The organism is Hymenobacter sp. NBH84, from assembly GCF_014217645.1.
GTDB classification, from domain to species: Bacteria; Bacteroidota; Bacteroidia; order Cytophagales; family Hymenobacteraceae; genus Hymenobacter; species Hymenobacter profundi.
Window position 1 is genome coordinate 46,677 of the sequence record NZ_CP043645.1, and the last position, 19,713, is coordinate 66,389.

The following is a 19,713-nucleotide window of genomic DNA, read 5'->3' on the forward strand; positions in this document are numbered from 1 at the left end:
GCTACCCTCCTAATTGCATTCGATGGACTACGCCGGAATTCAGAGCAACCAGAAAGAACAGGAGCAGCTTACGCTGGTCGACAAAGTGGAAACCGACCTGCTCAACTTCTTCCAGAGTCAGCAGTACAAAGCGGGCGATGTCATTCCCAAGGAAGTGGAGCTGGCTACCCAGCTGAGCGTGAGCCGCACCGTGGTGCGGGAGGCGCTGCTACGGCTGCGGATGCGCGGGCTGATTGAGTCGCGCAAAAAGCGCGGCACGGTCATTACCAATCCCGACCTGCTCTCGCTCCTCGAAAAAACCATGCACCCGGGCATCCTGGACCACGAAACCCTGCGCGACATCTTTGAGCTGCGGCTGGTACTGGAAATCGGCATGGCCGATCTGCTCTTCGAGCGCATCACACAAGCTGATATCGACGAGCTGTACGCCATTGTAGCGGAGGAGCCAGTCAACACCGAGCAGATGCTATTCGACACGGCCCAGGAAGTGCGCTTTCACGGTAAACTATACGATATAGCCGGCAACGAAACTCTGCGCCGCTTCCAGCGCATGCTACTGCCCGCCTTCGAGTACGTGCACCGGAGCGGCCTGCTGAAAAAGCCCGTGCAGCACCGCAAGTTCGTGTCGCACCGGGGGCTGGTGGATGTCATCCAGCACGGTAACCCCGAAACGTTTCGCAACGCCATGCGCAACCATTTCGAGAATCACTTTCAACGGCTTTTCTAGCTGATTCTCAGCAAAAGCCTTATCCGTGCCGCTTATGCTTTTCCTTGCCCATCGTTCTTTCTACCCCTTGCTACTGAGCGCCGGCCTGCTGGGCTGCCACGCCACGGCCCCTACCAGGCCGGCCGGCAATAAGGCCGCGGCGGGTGCGCCCACCGAAACCGTGGTATTCCGCAACGGCGACGACGGCTACCGCTGCTACCGCATCCCGGCCATTGTGAAAGCGCCCGATGGCGAGCTGCTGGCCTTTGCCGAGGGTAGGCTGGACAATTGCGGCGACTTTGGCGACGTGGACATTGTGCTGCGCACCAGCCGCGACAACGGCCAGACCTGGACCAGCGTGCGCCGGGCCGCCGACTACGGCAAGTGGCAGGTGGGCAACCCCGCCCCCGTGTTTGACCTGACGGACCCGCGCTACCCCAACGGGCGGCTGTTTCTGATCTATAACACCGGCACCACGCACGAGAGTGAGGTGCGCAACGGCAAAGCCATTCGGGAAGTGTGGTACGTGACCAGCACCAACAAGGGCGCTACTTGGTCGGAGCCGATGAACATCACAGCCCAGGTTAGCCGGCCCAATAAGCCGGCCATCAACCCGCAGTACACGTTTGCGGAAGACTGGCGCTCCTACGCCAACACGCCGGGCCACGCCCTGCAGCTCACCCAGGGCGAGCACCAGGGTAGGCTGTTTGTGGCCGCCAACCACTCGGCCGGGCCGCCCCAGGCACAGTCCCGCGACTATAAGGCCCACGGCTTCTACTCCGACGACCACGGCCGCACCTGGCACCTGACGCCCACCGTGCCCTACCCCGGCGGTAACGAAAGCACGGCCGCCGAAACCACCGGCGGCGGGGTGCTAATGAACATCCGCAACCAGTCGGGCGACGTGAAGAGCCGCCTGCTGGCCAACTCGCCCGACGCCGGCCAGACCTGGGAGCCGGTGCGTGTGGCGCAGGAGCTACCCGACCCCGTGTGCCAGGGCAGCATGGTGAACTATCGCCCCCGCAAAAACCAGAACGTGCTGCTGTTCAGCAACCTCAACAGCCAGAGCAAGCGCGAGAAAATGACCGTGCGCACCAGCATCGACAACGGCCAGACCTGGTCGGCTGGTAAAGAAATCTATGCCGGCCCGGCCGCTTACTCCGATCTGGTGGTGCAGCGCGACAGCCGCATTGGCGTGCTCTACGAGAAAGACGAGTACACCCGCATTGTATACGCGCAGTTTAGCTACGACTGGCTGACGCGCTAGCGGCAAAACCGGCAAAAACCGGCGGGCAACCCGTCTCCAAACCCAACCACTGATGCACACTTCCCTACAAGCCTACTACCAGCAGTACCGCGACAACCTGCTCCACGACGTGCTGCCGTTCTGGCAACGCCATTCGGTGGACCGGGAGCAGGGCGGCTTTTTTACCTGCCTCGACCGCACCGGGCAGGTCTATGATACCGACAAGTTCATCTGGCTACAGGCCCGGCAGGTCTGGACGTTCTCGATGCTCTACAATCGTTTGGAGCAGCGCCCCGACTGGCTGGAAATGGCCCAGCACGGCGCCGACTTCCTGCTTCAGCACGGGCGCGCCGACGAGGGCAGCTGGTACTTCTCGCTGAACCGCGCGGGCCAGCCGCTGGTGCAGCCCTACAACATCTTCTCCGACTGCTTCGCCACCATGGCCTTCGGGCAGCTGTCGGTAGCTACCGGGCGCGACGACTACGCGCAGCTGGCCAAAAGCACGTTTGAGCAGATTCTGGCCCGGCGCGACAACCCCAAGGGCCGCTGGAGCAAAGCCGTGGCGGATACCCGCCCGCTGAAAAACTTTGCCCTGCCGATGATCCTGTGCAATCTGTCGCTGGAAATCGAACACCTGCTCGACCCCGCCCTGGTGGAGCAAACCATTGAGGCGTGCATCCACGAGGTGATGGACGTGTTTTACGACGCTGACCTGGGCCTGATCCGGGAAAACGTTACCCCCGACGGGCAGCCTTCCGACAGCTTCGAGGGTAGGCTCCTGAACCCCGGCCACGCCATTGAGGCCATGTGGTTTATCATGGATCTGGCCGTGCGGCGCCACGACCCGGCCCTGCTGGAAAAAGCCGTGCAAATCACGCTCAACACCCTAGAGTATGCCTGGGACCCGCAGCACGGCGGCCTGTTCTACTTTATGGACGTCAATGGCCACCCGCCCCAGCAGCTGGAGTGGGACCAGAAGCTGTGGTGGGTACACATCGAAACCATCATCAGCCTGCTCAAAGGCTACCAGCACACCGGCAATCCGGCCTGCTGGCAGTGGTTTGAGCGCGTGCACGCCTACACCTGGCAGCGCTTCCCCGACCCTGCCCACGGCGGCGAGTGGTTTGGCTACCTCAACCGCCAGGGCGAGGCCCTGCTATCCCTCAAAGGGGGCAAATGGAAGGGCTGCTTCCACGTGCCACGGGGCCTCTACCAGTGCCAGCAGGTGCTGGGCGAGCTACTGGCCCAAGGCCGCCCTACCCCGGCAGAATGACCTAACTACCCCGGCTTCACTCCGGGCCGGCGCCCGCCACCGTCCCCTTATCAGCCCGCATGAAAACCCTGACTTTTCTGTTGTGCCTGCTGTGCCTGCTGGCCCAGACGGCGACGGCGCAGCTGCAGCCGGTGCGCCTGCCCGACGGCAAATTTCCTACCTACTACCACCAGCGGGCCAGCCATTTCCGCACGCTGCCGCACACCCGCGGCGACGTTATCTTTCTGGGCAACAGCATCAGCGACAGCGCCGAGTGGAGCGAGCTGTTTGATGACCCGCAGGTGAAAAACCGCGGCATCAGCGGCGACGTGTCGGCGGGGGTGCTAAACAGGGTAGGGGAGGTGGTGGCGCGGCGTCCGGCCAAGGTGTTTGTGCTGATTGGCACCAACGACCTGGCCGGCAAAGTACCGCCCGACAGCGTGGTGAAAAACATCACGTGGCTGGCCGACTACCTCCGGCAGGAGTCGCCCGCCACGCGGCTCTACGTGCAGAGTATTTTGCCGGTGAACGACGCCTTTGGCAAGTTTGCGGGCCATGTGCACAACGGGGCGCTCATCAACCAAGTAAACGAGCAGCTCCGTCGCTTGGCTACAGCGCACGGCTACACCTACCTCGATCTGCACGCCGGCTTCGCCGACGCCACCGGCAAGCTCGACGCCCGCTACACCAACGACGGCCTGCACCTGACGGGCGCCGGCTATATGCGCTGGAAGCATCTGATCTACCCTAAAGTATACGACCTGCAAGATCAGCTCGCCCTGCTCCCGCTGCCGCAACAGGTGCAGTGGACGGCGGCGGCTTTTCCGCTCTACCAGTGCCGAACCATTGTGGTACAGCAGCCGGCGCTGCTACCCGAGGCGGAGCGCCTAAAGCAGCTGCTGGCAGAAAAGGGGCTGCTGCTGCGCGTAACCAGCCAGCCCGCGCCCGGCGAGGCGCACATGGCGCTGGCGCTGGGGCCGGTGGCGGCGGATCACTTTCCGGAGGAAGCCTACGCCCTGGCCGTGACCGATGCGCGGGTGCAGCTCACCGCCAACACGGCCCACGGCATCTTCAACGGCTTGCAAACGCTGGTGCAGCTGTGCCGCGACGGGGCGTTTCTGCCCGGCTGCACCATCCGGGATTGGCCCGCCTTTGGGTGGCGCGGCTACATGGTGGATGTGGGCCGCAACTATCAGCCCATGTCGCTGCTGAAACAGCAGATTGATGCTATGGCCCGGTACAAGCTCAACGTCTTTCATTTCCACGCCACCGAGGACATTGCCTGGCGGCTGCAGGTGCCCGGCTTTGCGCAGCTCACCGCGCCCGAGCACATGCTACGCGACCCTGGCCAGTACTACTCGGAGGCAGAGGTGCAGGAGCTCATTGGCTACTGCCGGGCGCGCTACATTACGCTGGTGCCGGAGCTGGACATGCCCGGCCACAGCGCCGCCTTCACCCGCGCCACTGGCACTGTAATGCAGAGCCCGGCCGGCCTGACCACGGTAAAGGAAGTCCTCACCCGCTTCACCCAGACCTACGATGTGCCCTACCTGCACGTGGGGGCCGACGAGGTGAAAATCACCAACTCCGATTTCCTGCCACAGGTGACGGGGCTGCTGCATCAGATGGGGAAGAAAACCATTGGCTGGGAGCCCGGCGGCAACCTGGACCCCGCCACCATCCGGCAGCTGTGGATGCGCGAGGTGGAGCGCCAGCCCGGCCGGCAGTACATCGACTCGCGCCACCTCTACCTCAACCACATGGACCCGCTGGAGAGCGTGGTTACCGTCTTCAACCGCCGCCTGGGCGATGCCGCCGCCGCCGACAGCAGCCTGCTGGGCGCTACCCTCTGCGTGTGGAACGACCGGCGCGTGGCCCGGCCCGAAGAGGTGCTGCAACACAATGCTGTGTACCCGGCCCTGCTAGCTTTTGCCGAGCGTAGCTGGTGCGGCGGCGGCTACCCCGGCTGGGTGTCTACCGTGGGCCAGCCGGACTCCGAGCGCGCCAACGCATTTAAGGCGTTTGAGCGGCGTCTGCTCGACCACAAGGCGCTCTACTTTCGGCGCCTACCCTTCCCCTACGCCGCCCAAGCCGATATCAGCTGGCAGCTGCTCGGTCCCTACCCCAACAAAGGCGACCTGACGCGCGCCTTCGCGCCCGAGAAGCCGGGCTCCAAAGTCGGCAAGCCCGCCGCCGAAGTGGCCGGCGGCACCGTGGTGCTGCGCCATTGGTGGAGCCCGCAGGTAGCGGGCGCGCTGGAGCAGCCGCGGGAAAATACCACCTGGTACGCCACCACCCGCTTCTGGAGCAATGCCGATACCACCGGCTACTTCTGGATCGGCTTCAACGACCTGTCGCGCTCCTACAACTCCGCCTCGCCGGCCGCCGGCACCTGGGACAACCGCGGTAGCGCCGTGCTCCTCAACGGCCAGGCCATTGCCCCGCCCGCCTGGCAGCACCCCGGCCAGCCCGGCCACCCCGAAGTTCCGCTACAGGACGAAGGCTACAGCTACCGCCCCCCAACCGCCGCCCCCGTGCGCAAAGGCTGGAACACGGTGCTAGTGAAGCTTCCCGTCGGGCGCTTCAAAGGCTCCGACTGGCAGAACCCGGTGAAGTGGATGTTCACCTTTGTGCCCCTTGGGGCAGGTGGGTAGAGCGTGTTATGTATTGGTGGTGTAATCTGGGAGATGCCCCAGTGAAAAGATTACTCGAGCGACGCCACAGATGCGGAATGGGTATTTGTGGCACCCTATTTGGCCCCGGTGCAGTAGAACATGGTGCAGCGGTAGCATTCGCTCTGAGCCGTGTTCAGCGCCCTGCGCTATTTGGTCAAAACCGGCGGCGGCTGGCCAGTGGCGGCACTCTGCGAGGGGGGGGTAGTATGTCACGGGCTAAAAAGTACGGATGGCCTACGTTGCCCAAAGCTACATGGGCGAAGACGCGTAGCACGCCGCCGTTTTGCACGAGATTAACTTGCAAGCCATTGCCAAAGTAGAAGGCCAGCCGGGCTTTGTGCTACTGCCCCGCCGCTGGGTCATGGAGCGCAATTTCGGTAGGGCCGCCCGCTGTCGCCGCCTAGTCCTGCAGCAGGTTCGCTCCCTCGCCTTCGCTCCCGCTGCTACTGGCAAAAGGTGTGTTTCGCCAACCAGTTCATGACAGACTCCAGAGGGGTAGATTTTGCCTATGGGCGTTTATTATAGGGAGGATACGCACCGGAAGCCGGTGTTTTCCAGGCCCGTATCGGGGGAGGATTTCATGCGGGCGGCCACGCGGTAGCCTTTGCAGTAGGAGGCGTTGCACATGAAGGAGCCGCCGCGGGTCACCTTCTTGGGCACCGTGGGCTCCTGCGGGTCGTGGCTTTGGGCGGGTCCGTGCGGGTTCACGGAAACGCGGCCGGCCACGGTCTGGTAGTAGTCCGGCGCGTACCAATCCTCTACCCACTCCCACACGTTGCCGGCCATATCGTAGAGGCCGTAGGCGTTGGGCTGAAACGAGCGAACGGGCGCCAGGCCGGCAAAGCCGTCTCGTTGCTCGTCGTGGTTGGGAAAGCTGCCCTGCCAGGTGTTGGCCTTGGGCTTGCCGGCTTCCACGTCCTCATCGCCCCAGCCGTACTTCTTGCTGCTCAGGCCGCCCCTGGCCGCGTATTCCCACTCGGCTTCGGAGGGTAGGCGCTTGCCGGCCCAGCGGGCGTAGGCGGCGGCATCCGCCCAGGCAACCTGCGTGGCGGGGTAGCTTTCCCTACCCTCGAGGTTGCTCTGCGGCCCTTGCGGATGGCGCCAGCTGGCACCGGGCGTCCAGCGCCACCACTGCGAGGCATCGTTTAGGGGCACGGGCTGGCTGGGCTGGCTGAAGGTGAGGGAAGAGGCCACCAGCAGTTCGTCGGCGGGCTTGGGGGTGCCGGCCGGTAGCTGCTTTTTCAGCTCCTCCCAATCGGGCTTGCGCTCGGCCACGGTTTGGTAGCCGGTGGCTTTCACGAAGGCCGCAAACTGGGCGTTGGTCACCTCGGTGGCGTCTATCCAGAAGCCATTCAGCTGCACCTCGTGGGCCGGGTACTCGTCGGGGCGGCCCTCGTTGTCGGTGGCGCCCATCCGGAAGTGGCTGCCCTCCACCCATACCATGCCCTGGTGCGAGGCGTGCTTCGCCGGGGCAGCCAGGCTGTCGGTTGTGGCGGCGCCCGTGGCGGTGGCAAAGCGTTGCGGCATGTTGCTGTGGCAGGAGGTCGGCTCCGCGTCGGCTGGTGCGATGGCGGCCGTTTCAGTTTGCGGCGGCTCGTGCTGGCAGGCACCAACCGTCAATAGAAGCACACCTATTATAGAGAGAGAGAAAGGTTGCAGACGCATGATACTGGCAATAGGGTAGGGGCGAGGGTAGGGGCGAGGGTAGGGTAAAAGGCAGGTGCGCTGGGGTAGTTTTCATCTGGAGGGCAGGTAGGGCTACCCTCCGCCAGTGCTACTTCGCTGCTCCTAGCGGGCGCCAGGTGGTATCACCTGCTTTTTTCCATTGTAGCGTCAAGGCGGGCTGGGGTGCTTTGCCGCTGCGGTAGGCCACGCGGATGGGGTGCTGGCCGGCTTGCAACGGCACCCGTTGCGTTAGCTCGGTGCCGGGGATATAACCGAAATCGGCATCCAGCAGCGCGGCTTCGTGCAGGCGCACAAAGGCCTTGCCCGTTGTTTTCAACGAAAACTCATACACGCCGTCCGTTGGCACATTCACGTAGGCCGTGTAATAGACCATGCCCCGTCGGTTGCGCAATTCTTTGCCCCCCAGGGTTTTGGTGGTGCCGTGGGCGCTGGCTTTCTGCTCCTCATCAGCTGCTACCCACGGAAAATCTCCCTTCACGTATTTCCAGGAGAAGCTCTTTTTATTCTTGGTAGAGGCGGCGGGCGTTGCCGGAATCGGGGCGTTGTCGTAGGGGCGCTGGGCGGTGGGGTTGGCGCGGCGCACTTGCAGCGCCCGGGCTTTTAGCTGCTGCTGTAGCTGCTCGTAGCCGGGGTGCCGGGCCAGGTTGGTACCCTGCGAGGGGTCTTTCACCACGTCGTAAATCTCGAAGTCGTCGTTGGCTGATTTCACCTGGTAGCGCACGCCGGCCAGGTCGCCCAGGCGCAGCATTTGCATCTGCTCGCGCCGGCGGCCCCGGTGGTTTGGCTCAAACGCTCCGTAATCAGGTGTTTGGCCTTCCTCAAAATACTCCACGTAAACGGTGCTCTCGGGCTGCCTACCCTGGCCGGTGAGCGAGGGCAGCAGCGACACGCCATCGGTGCGGGCGGGGGCGGGCACGCAGGCAGCAGTGGCGAAGGTGGCCAGCCAGTCGGAGAAGATGCTGGGGGTGGTTACCACCCGGCCCGCCGGAATGTGGCCGGGCCAGCGCACCAGCGTGGGCATGCGCACGCCGCCTTCCCAACAGTCGCGCTTGATGCCATCAAAGGGCCCGAAGCTGTTGAAGAAGGTAGGGGAGTTGGGCACGTACCGGGCCGGCAGGTAAGACTCCACGGACGGGCCGTTGTCGGAGGTGAATACCACCAGCGTGTTGTCGTCTAGGTGCAGGTCTTTCAACAAGCGCAGCAGGTCGCCTACCCCGTCGTCGATGCGGCGCACGGCGGTGGCGTAGCGCTTGTAGGTATCGGGCCAAGCCACCTCGGCAGTGGCCACGTTGCGGTCGTGGTCGTAGGTGGCGTCGCGGTAGTCGGGGTGCAGGTAAGAGTCTACCTGCCCCGAGGCGGTATTGATCATCTGGCCGGGCGTGCCCGTCCACTGCAGGCCGCCATTCAGCCCTTGGCCCTTTGGGTACGTCTGGGTAGGCAGCTCCAGCACGGCGTGGGGCGTATCGTAGGCCAGGTACAGGAAGAACGGCTTGGCCGCGTCGGTACCCTTGGTGTGGTCGATGACGTATTTTTTGGCCGCCGCCGTCCACAGGTCGGTGGTGTAGCACTTGGCCATGGCTTCCGACACATTTTCGTAGCCGTACCACACCTGCTTGGGGCCGCCGTAGGGGCCCTCCACGGGGTAGTGCTCGTGGCCATCCATGTGGCGCATGTAGCCGAAATAGGCGTCGAAGCCGCGCTTGAGCGGGTGTGCCGGCCAGTTGGGCCCTACCTCATCCACGCCTTGCAGGCCCCATTTGCCAATGGTGGCGGTGGTGTAGCCGGCCGCCTGCAGCACGGTGCCCAGGGTGTGGTTGTCCTCCAGGGCTTTGTCGAACTGGTTGTTGCGCACGTGGGCATTGCCTTGGTGCGTACCCGTGAGCAGGGAGGCGCGGGAGGGGGCACACACGGGCGCGTTGGCATACTGCTGGGTAAGCTGCGCCCCGCCGGCGGCCATCTGATCGAGGTAGGGGGTGTAGTGCCAGGGCTCACTGCGGTTGGCCGCTTGCTGCCGCTGGTTTTGATAGAACACGCCCAGGTCGCCGTAGCCCAGGTCGTCGGTCAGGATAAAAATAATGTTGGGCTGCCGGGGTTGGGAGACAGGCGTCTGCGCCGGTGCCGGCAAGGTTGCGCCAAGCAACAGCAAGGCTAAAATAGACGGCAAGTATTTCATGCTAAACAGGTTACTGAATATAAGGGTCGCGAGGTGCTGCCTCGCGGTTGGGAGAGCGAGGGGTAGGACTAGATGGGCGGTAGTGGCGCGCCGGGCTGCCGAGCAGCGCGTTGCGTTATAAAAGTGGCCGGCTGGCCCACGTTTTTCTATATCTTTGGGCGGGGCTGCAACTGCATCAGTTGCCAGCAGGCAGTACGCCTGCCTTTCGACCCTCCCTGCCATAGGGCAGGCTATTAAACTAGCTTCTCGCTGATTATCAGCACTATAAAGCCCAGGCTCTCACAGCGTAACGGGCTATACAACGCTTCAGGAAAACAGGTGGCCTTGGGCCCCCATGCTGCCTTTCAGCCGTGACGGCTGTTCGTTTGCAGCAGCAAGTATACTGAAAACTGCCGTTACGCGAGGCAGGAGCGCCCCTCCGCTCGAATATTTCGCTTGCGCTAGTGCAGCTACGCTGCGCCCTACCTGGCAGCGCGCCTCCAATCCGCCACCAACCTTATTTTATAGTGAGAAAGATAAATACGTTCCTGGCGCTTACGGCGGCAGCGCTGTTTTCTTGTCAAAGCCAGCAGCATAGCCTGAGCCGGATGGACGCCGCGGCAGATCGGGTAGAGCGTGTCGGGCGGCCCCGCACCCCGGTGATGGGCTGGTCGAGCTGGAACAATTTCCACGTGGGCATCAACGAGGAAATTATCAAAGGGCAGGCCGATGCCATGGTGGCGTCGGGCATGCAGGCCGCGGGCTACACCTATGTGAACATAGACGACGGCTACTTCGGGGGGCGCGATCAGCAGGGCAATATTATAGCGCACCCTACCCGCTTTACGGCCGGCATGAGGGCCCTGAGCAACTACATCCACGCCAAAGGCCTGAAGGCGGGCATCTACTCTGATGCGGGCATCAACACCTGCGCTTCCTTCTGGGATAAAGACAGCGTTGGGATAGGAATGGGCCTGCGTGGGCACGAAGCCCAGGATCTGCAGCTGCTGCTACGGGACTGGAACTACGATTTTATTAAGGTAGACTGGTGCGGCGGCGACTGGCTGGGGCTGAACGAGCAGACGCAATACACGCTCATTGGCAACCTGATCCGGGACATACGGCCCGACGCGGTCTACAACGTGTGCCGCTGGCAGTTTCCGGGCGAGTGGGTGGTGCCGCTGGCCGATTCCTGGCGCGTTTCCGGCGACATTGCCAACACGTTTGCCTCCGTGATGCACATCGTGGACCAGAACGCCGACCTGTGGAAGCACGCCTCGCCGGGCCACGTCAACGATATGGACATGCTGCAGGTAGGGCGGGGTATGAGCTTCGAGGAAGACAAAACGCACTTCTCGATGTGGTGCATGCTCAGCTCGCCGCTGTTGCTGGGCAACGACCTGCGCCAGATGACGCCGCAAACCATCAAAATACTGACTAATAAGGAGTTGGTTGCCCTGAATCAAGACCCGCTGGTGTACCAGGCCCGGCGCCTCGCCGACTACGGCGACCGGGAAGTGTGGGCCAAGCCCTTGCAATCGACCATGAGCGGCGAGGTAGCCGTGGCCCTGCTCAACCGCTCGGCCAAAGCCGCTGCCATCCGTTTTCAGCCCGATTCGGTGGGACTGGAAGCCGCCAAAAGCTACACCATGCGCGACCTGTGGGCGCAGAAGGATTACGCCGCTTCCACTAAGAAAGACGTTGATTTTGAAGTGCCCGCGCATGGGGTGGTAGTGCTGAAGCTGACGGGCAAAGCCCGGCCGTTCAACGTGTATCAGTATAAGCCCCGCCGCTCCTAACGGCGCCCCCCGTCCCCGCCCTTCTAGGGGGGGGTAGGGGGCCACGGCCGCCACAATCTAGACCCTACTACCTACTACTTTCCCTACCCTGCATGAACAAGTTATCTGGCAAAGGCCTTCTTTTTTTTCTGCTGCTGATTTTTCTTATTATCTCTGCTAAAGCCACTTACGCCGCCGGCGACACCCTGCACGTGGTCACGCACAAGCGCGTGACGGTGGTGACTGACCCGGCCAAAGGCACCAAAACCTACAAAGCCTGGGGGCGGTTTCCGGCGGCCAAAGAAGGTATTCGGAGCATCACGCTGAACGTGCGCTTTGGCTGTCCCGATGGTATGCGTTGCGCCGACTGGGACTACAAAGACCACATCACCATCCGGCGCACGGGCGGGGTGAAGGGCGCCTCGCAGGACTACGAAATTGGCCGGATGCTGACGCCCTACGGCGGTGCTTTTGCCAAGGACTGGAGCTTCAATTGGGAGGTAGACGTCACCGATTTTAGCCTACTACTGCGCGACAGCGTGGAAATTGAGTATAACCACGTCGGCTGGGAGCCTAACCAGGACCGGGGGTGGAGCGTGACCCTCGACTTTGAGCTGGTGAAGGGTAGGCCGGCCTGGGAGCCCATCAGTATTCAGAAGATCTACGACGGCTCGTTTCGCTACGGCGACAAGGCCAACAGCATCGAAAAGATGCTGAAACCGGTTGATTTCATGGCCGATAAGCAGGCCGATTTTGCGCGGCTGCGCGTGGTGCAAACGGGCCACGGCATGGACAAGCCCGACGGCTGCGGCGAGTTTTGCGATAAGTATCGGGAGCTGTGGTACGACGGCAAAATGATCGATAAGCGGCCCATCTGGAAGAAGTGCGGCGATAATCCGCTCTACCCCCAGGCCGGCACCTGGGTGTACGACCGCGCCAACTGGTGCCCCGGCAACCTGATGCAGCCCGACCTCTACAACCTGCCCGTGCAGGGTAGCCGCCGCCACACCATCGATCTGACCATGGAGCCCTACACCGCCAGCTCGGAGCCCAGCGCCGACGAGGTGATTTCGGCCTATCTTATTCAATACAAGAAGGCCCCCACCCAACATGATGTGGCCCTGGAAGCCATTGTGCGGCCTTCGCTGAAGGACGTGTACCAGCGCGACAACCCGGCCGCCATGCAGCCTCGCCTGGTGGTAAAAAACATGGGCGCCGGCCCCGTCAGCAGCCTTATGGTGCGCTACGGCACGCTGGGCGCCCCGTTGCAACAGCACCGCTGGCAGGGTAGCTTGGCGCCCGGCGCTTCTACGGTCATTGATTTGCCTGGTGTCATTGGCGGCCAGGCGGCCCGCAATACGTTTGTGGCCGAGCTGCTGCGCCCCAACGGCAAGCGCGACCAGTATGCGGCCGATAACCGCCAGACCAGCCCCTACGCGGCAGTGCCGACGCACGCCGGCAACATGGTGGTGTACCTGCAAACCAACAACCAGTCGGCTCAAAATAGCTACACGCTCACGGATAGCCAGGGCAAGGTGTGGCAGCGGCGAGCCTTAGGTACGTTGAAAAACAACACGTTATACCGCGATACGCTGCACCTGCCCGAGGGCCGGTACCGCTTGGTCATGCTCGACTCGGCGGGCAACGGGCTGGAGTTCTGGGCAAACTCCCGCGGCGGCCGCGGCAAGCTGCGCCTGCTCAATGCCGACGGGGCCATGCTGAAGGACTTTGAGTCGGACTTCGGCTCCTCGGTAGTGTACGATTTCCGGGTAGGGCAGCCGGTGGCGCCCATCACGGCCCAGACCTCGTTTGGGCTCTATCCTACCAGCACCAACGGCCCAACGACCCTCGACTACTACGCCAACTTCCCGGAGGACGTGGTGGTGCAGCTAGTGACGGACCCCGGCGACGCGGTGGTGGAGGAGCACCGCTACCCCCGCCTCCAGGAAGGCACCTTTGCCTACGACCTCAGCCGCTTCCCCAAAGGGCGCTTCTACCTGAAAGTGCTGATAAATGGCCAGGAACGCTTCAAAAAGCGCCTTCGCCTGAAAGAGAGGTAGGGGAGGGTAGGGCAGAGATGCCGCATAATGCCCCGCCAGGGGTAGGGAAATGAGAGACAAAAATAACTTTTACGCACACCCAAAACACGCATTTCTATGACCAACAAACGCAGCCGCCTTGCCCTGCTGGCGCTGGCCCTGGTGGCCACGGCACCGGCGCAGGCCCAGTCCAAAATCGACCCCGACTCCATTCGCAGCAAGATGCAGTGGTTTTCCGATGCCAAGCTGGGTATCTTCATTCACTGGGGTATTTATGCCGTGGATGGCATTGATGAGAGCTGGAGCTTTCACAACCGCAAAATCAGCTACCCCGACTACATGAAGCAGATGAAGGGCTTCACGGCGTCGAAGTACGATCCCCAGGCCTGGGCCGCGCTTATCAAGGAAAGTGGCGCCCGCTACGCCGTCATCACCACCAAGCACCACGATGGCGTGGCCTTGTGGAACACCAAGCAGAAGCACTTCAGCGTGGTAAAAAATACGCCTGCCAAGCGCGATTTGCTCACTCCCTTCTACCAGGCGCTGGATAAGCAGGGCATCAAGCGCGGCGCCTACTACTCGCTCATCGACTGGAGCTACCCCGATTATCCCGGCTTTCTGAAGGACAGCAGCCGCTACAAAATCAGCGACCAGCCCAAGCGCTGGCAGAAGTTTCTGGCCTTCAACCAGGCACAGATCGACGAGGTGAACCGGCTATTTAAGCCCGATCTGTGGTGGTTTGACGGCGACTGGGAGCACAGCGCGGCCGAGTGGAACTCGGCTGGTATTCGCCGTAACATTCTGAGCCTGAAGCCCGACGCCATTCTCAACGGCCGCCTGGCCGGCTACGGCGACTACGACACGCCGGAGCAGAATTTCCCCGTGACGCGCCCCCAGTACAACTGGTGGGAGCTGTGCATGACCATCAACAATAACTGGGGCTACCAGCCGCAGGATAAGGCCTGGAAAACACCCTACGAGGTCATTACCATCTTTGCCGATGCCGTGAGCAACGGCGGCAATATGCTGCTCGATATCGGTCCCAAAGAAGATGGCACCATTCCACCCGAGGAGGTGCAGGTGCTGAAAGAGCTGGGCCAGTGGAACAAAAAGCACGATGAGGCCATCTTCGGTACCGTGGCCGGGCTGCCGCAGGGGCACTTCTACGGCCCTACTACGCTGGCCAAAGACTCGGCCACGGTTTACCTGTTCCTACCCGGCAAGGTGCAGGGGCAGATAGTGGTGAAAGGCTTGAAAAATGATATTAAGCGCATTCGCGTGGTAGGCACTCCGCAAACGTTACCGCACAAGATTGTGGGCAAGATTTCGTGGAGTCCGGTGCCCGGACTGGTGTATATCAGCGTGCCCGAACAAACTCAGGATAAGTACATGACAGTGCTGGCGCTGGAGCTAAATAAGCCATTGGAGCTTTACCAAGGACAAGGCGGGCTAAAATAAAATTAAGTCATACTTAAAACGGAAAAGTTATAAAGATGGCTTGAATAGGAATGTTTGCCGGGCATGTGGGCTAGAAATAGCACTACCTGTACCCGGCAAACATTCTTTTTTTTGGGCATTCTTTTATGAAAAAATTAAGAAGATCTATTGATATCTTAAAAAGCATTTCTACTTTAGATGCATAGAAACGAGCAAAACACTATCATAAAGCCTTATGGATGTGCTTAATAAACAGGCGTTTTATAAAAAAAGCATCATCAAGCATTTGTATTTTGCTGGTGAGCTTTCCAGCGCAGAGCTAAGTACGTGCCTTGGAAAAAGCCTACCCCTCGTCAACCAACTGATAGCCAAGCTAATAAGCGAAGGTGCAGTGATAGAACAGGGCTATGCGCTTTCAACAGGGGGGCGCCGGCCACAGATGTACTCGCTTAAGTCTGACTTGATGTATGTAGTGGCCGTGGGCATGGATCAGCTGGTTACGCGCATTGTGCTGCTGGACATGAGCAACAACCCCGTGGGGAAAATGAAAAAGCTGACGTTGGGCCTACCGCGCAACCCGACGGCCCTACAGCAGCTGACGGAGTTTATAGCAGATTTTATTGCCGAATCCGGCATTTCGAAGAGCAGCATAGCCGGCATAGGCATTGGCATGCCCGGCTTTGTGGACGTAGTCAAAGGCATTAATCACTCTTTTCTGGAAGCCGATGACAGCATCGTGACCTACATTGAGCAGGAGACAGGGGTGCCCGTGCTAATCGACAACGACTCGAGCCTGATGGCGCTAGCCGAGCTGAAGATGGGCGCCGCCCGCGAGAAGCAGAACGTAATGGTGCTGAACGTTGGCTGGGGGGTAGGCCTGGGTATAATCCTGAACGGCAAGCTGTTCCGGGGACATAATGGCTTTGCGGGTGAGTTTAGTCATATGCCTTTATTTACGAACAACCGGCTGTGCAGCTGCGGCAAAAGCGGCTGCCTAGAAACCGAAACTTCCTTGCTGATGATGGCCGAAAAGGCGATGGCTGTCCTGAAAACGGGGAAGCGCTCCAGCCTGCAGGGCCTGACCTTGGACAACATTGAGCGGGTAGCCGATACCATTATGGATGCCGCCCTGAAAGGCGACCGGCTGGCCGTGGATCTGATTGCCGAATCGGCCTACAACATTGGGCGCGGCGTGGCCATCCTAATTCACCTGTTTAATCCGGAGCTGACCGTGCTGAGCGGCAAAGGAGCCGCAGCGGGCCGGCTATGGCTGGCCCCCATGCAGCAGGCCATCAACGAGCACTGCATCCCGAAAATAGCGGAGAATACAGAGATTTCCATTTCCTCGCTGGGCTACGAGGCCGTAATGTTTGGCGCGGCTGCCTTGGTTATGGAAAGCTATGATACGCTGCTACCTGTGCAGCAGGCCGTACCGGCCTGAGTGCCCGTACGCCGCGCTTGACGCCCCTGCTAGCCCCGCAAACAGGGTTAACCACTGGTCGATAGCTGCATAAATATACCGGTACGGTGTGCTGTTAGTGAGCCCAACCTTGCTCTTATTCTACCCTCCATTTCCATTCTTTCCTACGCGTATGAGAAATCAGTTTACAAAAGGACTCCTGCTTTTTATGCTGCTGAGCCTGTTCGTAAGCACAGCTTTTGCCCAGCAAAGCCGAACCATTACGGGCACTGTAAAAGACGAGAAAGGAGTGCCAGTGCCTTTTGCAACGGTGCAGGTGAAGGGGACCACCAACGGGGGGACTACCAACGACGACGGCGCGTTTAGCGTGACGCTGCAAAACGACGGCTCGGTGCTCGTGATAAGCTCCATTGGCTACAAGAGCAAAGAGGTGTCCGTGCCTATGGGCGGCAGCAACACCATCAATGTGGTGCTGGGTAGCAACGCCAACGAGCTGGGCGAAGTAGTAGTGACGGCCCTGGGCATTGAGCGGGAGCGCAAGTCGCTGGGCTACGCCGTACAGGAAGTGGCGGGCCAAACGCTGGTGGAAGCCCGCGAGCCCAACGTGGTGAACGCCCTGTCGGGGAAGGTAGCCGGCTTGCAGGTAATTCGCTCCAGCAACGGCCCGGCCGGCTCGTCCAAGATCATTCTGCGGGGCAACAACTCGCTGACCGGCGACAACCAGCCCCTGATTGTGGTGGACGGTATTCCGATCAGCAACGCGACGGGCGCCGTCAACAACGACTACTTCAATCCCTCGCTGGACATGGGCAACGGCCTGTCGGACATCAACCCCGAGGACATTGCCAGCATTTCGGTGCTGAAGGGGCCGGCTGCTGCCGCCCTCTACGGCACCCGCGCCGGCAACGGCGCCATTTTGATTACCACCAAATCGGGCCGGCCGCAGAAGGGCCTGGGCATCACCATCTCCTCTACTGTGGGTCTGGAAACGATGTTTACGCACCCCAAGCTGCAGGACGCCTTTGGGCAGGGTAGCAACAACATCTACGACAACCGCGCCAACACGAGCTGGGGCCCCAAGGCCGACGGCCAGCAAGTGACCGGCTGGAACGACGAGCAAACGCCGCTGCAGACCTACGACAACATCGGCAACTACTTCCGCGACGGTATCCGCTCCAACCAGAGCGTGTCGTTGCAGCAGCAGTACAAATCCACTGCCCTCTACACCTCCTTCAACCGCCTCGACGATCAGAGCATCATTCCGGGCACCAAGCTGACGCGCACCAACCTGATGGCGCGTGCCATCACCAACTTCGGCGCCGCTGACCGGTGGACCATTGATACCAAAGTGCAGTACAGCCAGTCGAAGGCCGACAACCGGCCGCTGGTGGGCGCCAACCAGAGCAACTCCTACAGCACCCTCTACATGCTGCCCCGCTCGCTGGACATCCGCGACTTTAAGTCGGCCGTGAACGAGGCGGGCCAGATGCTCTGGTACGGCGGTAGTAACCAAGTGAGCCCCTACTGGAACAACAAGTACAACCTCAACCAGGACGTGCGCGACCGGTTCATCATGAACGCCTCGCTGAAGTACGCCTTCACCGACTGGCTGTCGGCCGAAGTGCGGGCCGGGGCCGACAAGTACTACACCAACTCTGAAAACAAGCTCTACGACGGCAGCCCCATCGCTGCCGGGGGGCGCTACAGCCTAGGCAAGCAGGATTTCACCGAAACCAACTACAGTGCGCTGGTGACGGCCAAGCAGGACAACGTGGTGGGCAAGCTGGGCGGCGTGGCCATACTGGGCACCAACCTTATGGCGCAGCAGTTCAGCGACTTGAACAGCAGCTCGGGTAATCTGAAGGTGCCCAACCTGTTCTCCCTCAACAACGGCGTGGGCAACCCCACGGTGGGCCAACGCTTTTACGAGCGCCGAATCAACTCCATCTACGGCTCGGCCCAGCTGAACTGGGACGGCTACCTGTTCCTGGATGTGACCGGGCGCACAGACTGGTCGTCGACCCTGTCGAAGGTGAATAACCCCTTCTTCTACCCCGCCGTGAGCGTTTCCTACGTCTTCACCGACATGATGGAAAGAATGGGTAGCACCCTGCCGGGCTGGTTGAGCTTCGGTAAGCTGCGGGCTTCCTACGCCGAGGTCGGCAACGACCTGTCGCCCTACCAGCTCTACAACATCTACACCATCAACAAAGATCCCAACGGCAATACCACGGCCGGCCGCAACGGTACCCTGTATGATCAAAACGTGCGCAACGAGCGCATCAAATCGTACGAGGCTGGCCTGGAAATGCGGTTTCTTAAGGACCGCCTGGGCTTTGATGTGGCCGTGTACAAATCGAACGCTACGAACCAGCTGATTTCCCTGCCGCTGGACCCGCTGAGCGGCTACAGCTACCGCATCATCAACGCCGGCAATATCCAAAACAAGGGTATTGAGGCCCGGGTGAACGGTGCCATCATCCAGAACCCTACCGGCCTGAACTGGGACATTATGGCCAACTTCTCGCGCAACAACAACACGGTAGAATCACTGACGGGAGATGTGCTGACCTACCCGCTGGGCGGCTTCGATGATGTGCGGGTAGTAGCTACCGCCGGTGGCCGCTACGGCGACATCTACGGCAGCAAGTTTTTGCGCGTGGACGACGCCAACAGCCCCTACAACGGCCAGCTGCTGCTGAACGCGGCCGGCCTGCCGCAGCGGGGCGAACAGAACGTGAAGCTGGGCAACCAGCAGGCCAAAGGGCTGCTGGGCGTAACCAACACCGTCACCTACAAAGGGATAGGGCTTTCCTTCCTGGTAGATGCCCGCTTCGGCGGCAAGATCTTCTCCTCTACCCTGGCCAGCATGCAGGAAAACGGCACCTCGTCGGTGACGGCGCCGGGTGGCGAGCGGCAGGAGTTTGTGGTAGATGGTGCGGTAGCGGGCACCAACAGTGGCAGCTACGAAAAGAACGCCGTGCCCGTCACGCAGCAGCTGTACTGGACGGCCGTGGCCGGAGTAGGCAACCTGGGCATCACGGAGGCCAACCTCTACGACGCTTCCAACGTGCGCCTGCGCAACCTGCAGCTGAACTACGCCCTACCCACCACGCTGCTCGCCAAAACCCCGCTGCAGCGCGTGAACGTGGGCGTGACCTGCACCAACCTGTGGCTGATTAAAAGCCACCTGAACGGACTGGATCCGGAATCAGTGTATGCTACCGGCACCAACGCCACCGGGTTCGAGAATGCCAGCCCTCCGACTACCCGCGCCTACCTGTTCAACGTCGTGCTGGGTTTCTAATCCTAAACTTGCTCT

General features: G+C 61.2%; 11 protein-coding genes. 9 read left to right on the forward strand and 2 right to left on the reverse strand.

The annotated features are described in order from the left end of the window. Positions 1 to 22: 22 nt before the first annotated feature. From F1C16_RS20245 to F1C16_RS20260, 4 genes are read left to right on the forward strand one after another with little or no spacing between them, the layout of a single operon-like run. Positions 23 to 727 carry a FadR/GntR family transcriptional regulator gene (locus tag F1C16_RS20245; RefSeq protein ID WP_185284531.1) on the forward strand — a complete coding sequence of 235 codons (705 nt, stop codon included), beginning with the start codon at positions 23 to 25 and terminating at the stop codon, positions 725 to 727. 34 nt (positions 728 to 761) lie between these two features. Further along, the gene (locus F1C16_RS20250) at positions 762 to 1,973 is read left to right on the forward strand and encodes an exo-alpha-sialidase (RefSeq protein WP_185284532.1); all 1,212 of its coding nucleotides are present in this window, start codon (positions 762 to 764) and stop codon (positions 1,971 to 1,973) included. A 52-nt stretch (positions 1,974 to 2,025) separates the two neighbouring features. Further along, complete coding sequence (locus F1C16_RS20255; RefSeq protein ID WP_185284533.1) at positions 2,026 to 3,225, forward strand: AGE family epimerase/isomerase; 1,200 nt, start codon at positions 2,026 to 2,028, stop codon at positions 3,223 to 3,225. 59 nt (positions 3,226 to 3,284) lie between these two features. Next, entirely contained in the window at positions 3,285 to 5,858 is a 2,574-nt protein-coding gene (locus tag F1C16_RS20260; protein ID WP_185284534.1) for a family 20 glycosylhydrolase, read from the forward strand. A 540-nt stretch (positions 5,859 to 6,398) separates the two neighbouring features. Here F1C16_RS20260 and F1C16_RS20265 read toward each other — a convergent pair. Then, positions 6,399 to 7,544 carry a formylglycine-generating enzyme family protein gene (locus F1C16_RS20265; RefSeq protein WP_185284535.1) on the reverse strand — a complete coding sequence of 382 codons (1,146 nt, stop codon included), beginning with the start codon at positions 7,542 to 7,544 and terminating at the stop codon, positions 6,399 to 6,401. Between the two features lie 109 nt (positions 7,545 to 7,653). Continuing rightward, complete coding sequence (locus F1C16_RS20270; protein ID WP_185284536.1) at positions 7,654 to 9,738, reverse strand: sulfatase-like hydrolase/transferase; 2,085 nt, start codon at positions 9,736 to 9,738, stop codon at positions 7,654 to 7,656. Between the two features lie 506 nt (positions 9,739 to 10,244). Between F1C16_RS20270 and F1C16_RS20275 the strand changes: the two genes are divergently transcribed. The 5 genes from F1C16_RS20275 (at position 10,245) to F1C16_RS20295 (ending at position 19,698) form a co-directional block, all read left to right on the forward strand. Continuing rightward, positions 10,245 to 11,516: a glycoside hydrolase family 27 protein gene (locus tag F1C16_RS20275; RefSeq protein ID WP_258049158.1), complete on the forward strand. Its 1,272-nt coding sequence runs from the start codon at positions 10,245 to 10,247 to the stop codon at positions 11,514 to 11,516. A 92-nt stretch (positions 11,517 to 11,608) separates the two neighbouring features. Continuing rightward, entirely contained in the window at positions 11,609 to 13,555 is a 1,947-nt protein-coding gene (locus tag F1C16_RS20280) for a peptide-N-glycosidase F-related protein (protein WP_185284537.1), read from the forward strand. A gap of 96 nt (positions 13,556 to 13,651) precedes the next feature. Then, entirely contained in the window at positions 13,652 to 14,992 is a 1,341-nt protein-coding gene (locus tag F1C16_RS20285) for an alpha-L-fucosidase (protein WP_185284538.1), read from the forward strand. 214 nt (positions 14,993 to 15,206) lie between these two features. After that, on the forward strand, positions 15,207 to 16,412 hold the full coding sequence (locus tag F1C16_RS20290; protein WP_185284539.1) for an ROK family protein: 1,206 nt from the start codon (positions 15,207 to 15,209) through the stop codon (positions 16,410 to 16,412). A 151-nt stretch (positions 16,413 to 16,563) separates the two neighbouring features. Next, positions 16,564 to 19,698 (forward strand): SusC/RagA family TonB-linked outer membrane protein, encoded by a 3,135-nt coding sequence (locus F1C16_RS20295; RefSeq protein WP_185284540.1) that lies wholly within the window; start codon positions 16,564 to 16,566, stop codon positions 19,696 to 19,698. The last annotated feature ends 15 nt before the right edge of the window (positions 19,699 to 19,713 follow it).

Excerpts from the sequence above, each read along its gene's own strand:
- F1C16_RS20245 (WP_185284531.1), top strand. The coding sequence starts at position 23 with ATGGACTACGCCGGAATTCAGAGCAACCAGAAAGAACAGGAGCAGCTT.
- F1C16_RS20250 (WP_185284532.1), top strand. The coding sequence starts at position 762 with ATGCTTTTCCTTGCCCATCGTTCTTTCTACCCCTTGCTACTGAGCGCC.
- F1C16_RS20255 (WP_185284533.1), top strand. The coding sequence starts at position 2,026 with ATGCACACTTCCCTACAAGCCTACTACCAGCAGTACCGCGACAACCTG.
- F1C16_RS20260 (WP_185284534.1), top strand. The coding sequence starts at position 3,285 with ATGAAAACCCTGACTTTTCTGTTGTGCCTGCTGTGCCTGCTGGCCCAG.
- F1C16_RS20265 (WP_185284535.1), bottom strand. The coding sequence starts at position 7,544 with ATGCGTCTGCAACCTTTCTCTCTCTCTATAATAGGTGTGCTTCTATTG.
- F1C16_RS20270 (WP_185284536.1), bottom strand. The coding sequence starts at position 9,738 with ATGAAATACTTGCCGTCTATTTTAGCCTTGCTGTTGCTTGGCGCAACC.
- F1C16_RS20280 (WP_185284537.1), top strand. The coding sequence starts at position 11,609 with ATGAACAAGTTATCTGGCAAAGGCCTTCTTTTTTTTCTGCTGCTGATT.
- F1C16_RS20285 (WP_185284538.1), top strand. The coding sequence starts at position 13,652 with ATGACCAACAAACGCAGCCGCCTTGCCCTGCTGGCGCTGGCCCTGGTG.
- F1C16_RS20290 (WP_185284539.1), top strand. The coding sequence starts at position 15,207 with ATGGATGTGCTTAATAAACAGGCGTTTTATAAAAAAAGCATCATCAAG.
- F1C16_RS20295 (WP_185284540.1), top strand. The coding sequence starts at position 16,564 with ATGAGAAATCAGTTTACAAAAGGACTCCTGCTTTTTATGCTGCTGAGC.